Annotated in this window: 3 protein-coding genes; 2 read left to right on the forward strand and 1 reads right to left on the reverse strand. The window is 52.8% G+C overall.

Annotated features, from left to right (window positions below):
- Positions 1–115: 115 nt before the first annotated feature.
- Positions 116–1,183, forward strand: a complete 1,068-nt coding sequence (locus tag J5M58_RS25625) for an ATP-dependent endonuclease (RefSeq protein WP_368857208.1) — start codon at positions 116–118, stop codon at positions 1,181–1,183.
- Entirely contained in the window at positions 1,176–2,240 is a 1,065-nt protein-coding gene (locus J5M58_RS25630) for a UvrD-helicase domain-containing protein (RefSeq protein WP_207880094.1), read from the forward strand. The genes J5M58_RS25625 and J5M58_RS25630 overlap by 8 nt, the downstream gene beginning before the upstream one ends.
- Positions 2,241–3,771: 1,531 nt before the next feature.
- Here J5M58_RS25630 and J5M58_RS25635 read toward each other — a convergent pair.
- Positions 3,772–3,879 (reverse strand): IS3 family transposase (locus J5M58_RS25635; protein ID WP_135192744.1); only part of this gene is annotated, 108 nt, incomplete at its 5' end.

Raw genomic sequence — 3,879 nt, forward strand, 5'->3', positions numbered from 1 at the left:
CAATGCAAACCTGCGTCGCTGCGCTCCGACTGCCTGTCCAAGTGGACGTGGATTAGGTGTCCAAGTGAGCGTGGAACGAGTGTCCAAATGATCGTGGGCTGAGTGTCCAAGTGTCGTGGAATCCGCAGATTACCACCTTCGTCAGATTTTGAGTGATCACTTAGAAACCAACGAGAAGGCTGACATCTCGTTGGGTTTTAGGACGGTCAAAGCGTCGATGACCGACGGGGCACTGGCGACCGTCAATAAGCGTTTCTCTGCCCTAGGGGCATCTTTGCAGGCCGAGCCCATTGCCTTGGCTATGGATCAGACATCCCGCACTTCCTGGGAAAGCGTTATCACGCCTCTTGTAGACAATGTTCCCTTCTCGATGGCTGGCCAAGGTCAGCAGGCAGCGATCAAGATATCGCTTGCAATGAAGCGTAACTCGGCCAAAGTGAAGATCGTCATGATTGAGGAACCCGAGAATCATCTGTCACACACCAGCCTGAGTACGCTGCTTGAGCGAGTGGAAAAACTCGCCACCGACGACCAGCAACTGTTTGTATCTACCCACAGCACGTACGTGCTTAATCGCCTGGGCTTGAATGCTCTGCATCTAATGAGCCGGAACCTAGCCTCGAAAATCACTGAGCTCGACCCCTGCACTGTCAGATACTTTCAGCGTCTGCCTGGTTACGACACTCTCCGTCTAGTACTGGCGAGGAAGGTCGTATTGGTAGAAGGGCCGTCCGACGAGATCATTTTCGAAAGAGTGTTTTATGACTTGTATGGGGTGACGCCCATGGCAGCCGGCGTCGATGTTATCAGCATGCGCGGACTTGCTCTGGCGAGGTGTCTTGAACTGTGCGCTGCCGTCGATAAGCCGGTCGCGGTGATGAGGGACAACGACGGCGTTGAGCCAGCCCAACTGCGTGTGACGGTTATGAAATGGCTGGATGGCAAGAAGCGCGAGCTCTTTATTGGCAAGGTAAGCGATGGTCATACCCTTGAACCGCAGCTGATTACGGCGAACGGCGAAGATCATCTCAGAGAAGTGCTTGGGATCACTGAAAGAGCTGACCTAGTTACGTGGATGGCACGGGAGAAGACTGAAGGTGCTCTGCTTATCGCCGAGTCCGACAAAGCCCTTAAAGCCCCGGCTTACATCAAAGAGGCGGCGGGGTTCATCCAGAATGCCTAACCATTTGACGCTGGCCGTTGCGGGCGGCAGAAAGACGCAGGGTTTGGTGGATTATTGCCGGCAAGCGACTGATCGTAAGATCGCAGTGCTCACTTTCACACAAACGAACCAGCAGGAAATTCGCTCGCGTTTAGCGAGCCAGGCGGGCGATAGCAGCACGCTGGAGGTCTTGGGCTGGTACACCTTCCTGCTTCGTCATTTTGCCCAGCCATTCCTACGCTTCAAATTCCCTAAGGATCGAGTTAAGGGTTTTGACTTCGAAGGCAGACCATTCGAGCGAGCTGTGGGCAGAAGCAGGTTCATGGACTCAGGAAATCGGTTGTACGCATGCGAACTCGGCAAGCTTGCCTTTGAGCTCATGGAGGCTACGCCAGCGCTTTTACACAGGCTAGAGTGTATCTATGACGAAATTTTGATCGACGAAGTCCAGGATCTATCCAGCTTCGACTGGGAAATCCTGGAGGTGATGCTCGGCTCTCAAATCGATGTGCGGATGGTGGGAGATGTCCGGCAGGCAGTTTTGTCTACAAATCCTCGTGGCAAAAAGAACAAGAAATTTGGATACGCTGCATCGCTTGAATGGTTCAGAGAGAGAGAAGCGGAGGGCCTACTTACCATCGCCTATGCGACTATAACCTATCGGTGTAGAAGCGAGATTGCTGCTTTTTCCGACACCATTTTCGACGCGACCTGGGGATTTCCTCGTACCACCTCGGAAAACTTCGACGAAACTGAGCATGATGGCGTTTTCCTTCTAAGCACTCAGCATGTCGATGAATACGTCAGCCGATATAGACCGCAGTGCTTAAGACATTCGGTGAGCTCGGCGAAACACCTCAATCTGGATTTTAGGAATTTCAAAGGTGTCAAGGGAGCGACGTTCGACCGAGTCTTGCTCGCACCCACTGCTAACATCGAAAACTTTATCAAGAAGGGCGCACACTTAGAGGCCACGGCCGCTGCTGCGTTCTACGTCGCCGTAACTCGCGCCCGACAAAGCCTGGCCATCGTTATCGACAAGGTAGGCACCTCGACGCTGCCGGTATGGACGCCGTAGGTTCAATGCCGGCTGGGCCGTATGCTTACAGGCCTGCTGACCCTCTGCAGGATGTTCCTAGGAGGCGATTAACCTAGGGTACAGCCGAACCTAGCATGATCGACGCGCTCGGCTAATCATCTGCTTGCCAATGTGGAATGACTTTCTGGCGCTCGTCTTGGATGGGGAGATGAGACTGTAATACCTTTTAGGATCAACAACGTGGCTAACCGTCGTGAAACTAGCCGGTCAAGGTACGTACATTGATAGAGTCGCGATAATTTACTTTCGAGTATTCAGTTTGCCGTAGGCAGATTACGTAAACTTTGACGTCTGAGTCCGAGTCGCACAAAGGCAAAAGCCCGGTCGAGAACCGGGCTTTGCAGATCCCTCGTGGGGAGAAAACTCAAGTGCCTCAGGGGCTACCAGACAGACTCTACGAGCGGTAGGCGCACATGTCAACGTTTTGCGTCTGGAACGAAGTAGTCAGGATACGTGTACCGTAATGTGTAGTCGTCAGATCTGACGCAGTCCTGTCTAGCACTGTGGGCGGGTTACCATGCCGTAATCTGTAGTCGATACGAAGACTACTAATCTGATTTATTGGGTGTTTCTCAACGGTGCCATTACTGACTCTACGTCCAAACCGTTCATAAGGCAGTTGTGTGCTATTACTGACAGAGCCTCGAAAAGCTTGTTTCGCTGTCTTGCCAACGCAGCGTTCTCCGCTTGAAGACTTGCAATACGCTCTTCGAGACTTCTGCGTCGGCGGGCACCATCCGGATCCCTCCCGCTTTCTCTCATTTGAACAATACGGGCGGCCTCAATTCTGTCTCCACGCTCACCTCCTAGCGTAGCTCGGCTTGTCAGGCCCAGTCGGCGCTGCACCTCCGGTCGGGAAATGGGAGCGAGCTCCACTCCTGAGCTAATCATCTGGGCGAGGAGAGCGTCTATTGCTTCGTCAAGAGTGCTGCCCCTCAATGTCTGTCGTCGCGCCATAGTTGCCCCTAGTCATCTGATACCGAACTGTGTCGTTTGTCCGAGTCCGCAACCGTGATTGGACGCCCATTTGGAAACACGCGTTGCACACCTCCACTGGTATCGCGTGCAAGGACAGATTTTAAATTGTTGAGCTTGTCTTCCTGGTCTGCTAGCCATACATCGCTGCCTGCCTCTCCGGTCCCTGCGTCTCGCATGATGGATATTGCCTTCGTCAGATTCTTAGCTTGTTCTTCAAGGTTGACCCGCTCCGATGGAGTGCCCATCAGATGTAGATGCGAGCAGCCATTCCAGCACTGAAGATGCTTAGGGCAGGGTGCTTGGGAGAAATCGTGGATACAACCTCCGAAAGGGGTCACATGCAGCGCCGTGGCATGTACGGTGAGGAATGCTTCTGCAGTTGTTGTACCTTTATCTGATAGCAAAGCATGGTAACTGTCGGTCAAAGCGCCATGAATGCGCTTATCTCTTATGCCTGTATGTAGAAAGTCGAGGCGCTCGTGATAGCTATTGAACGCCAGGAACTCATGATGGGTGAATCGCCCCTGGTTTTCTAGACACTCTCCAAGCTCAGGAAATAGCGTTTCTCATACTCTACTGGAGACAGCTGCATAGCACTGCTGTGTCGGCGTTTAGGGTTATAGAACATCTCGATGTAATC

The organism is Pseudomonas sp. 32_A (assembly GCF_017490905.1).
Classification (GTDB): Bacteria; Pseudomonadota; Gammaproteobacteria; order Pseudomonadales; family Pseudomonadaceae; genus Aquipseudomonas; species Aquipseudomonas inefficax.

What these genes read in the sequence shown, in the direction of transcription:
- J5M58_RS25630 (WP_207880094.1), top strand. Translation starts at nt 1,176, where the DNA reads ATGCCTAACCATTTGACGCTGGCCGTTGCGGGCGGCAGAAAGACGCAG.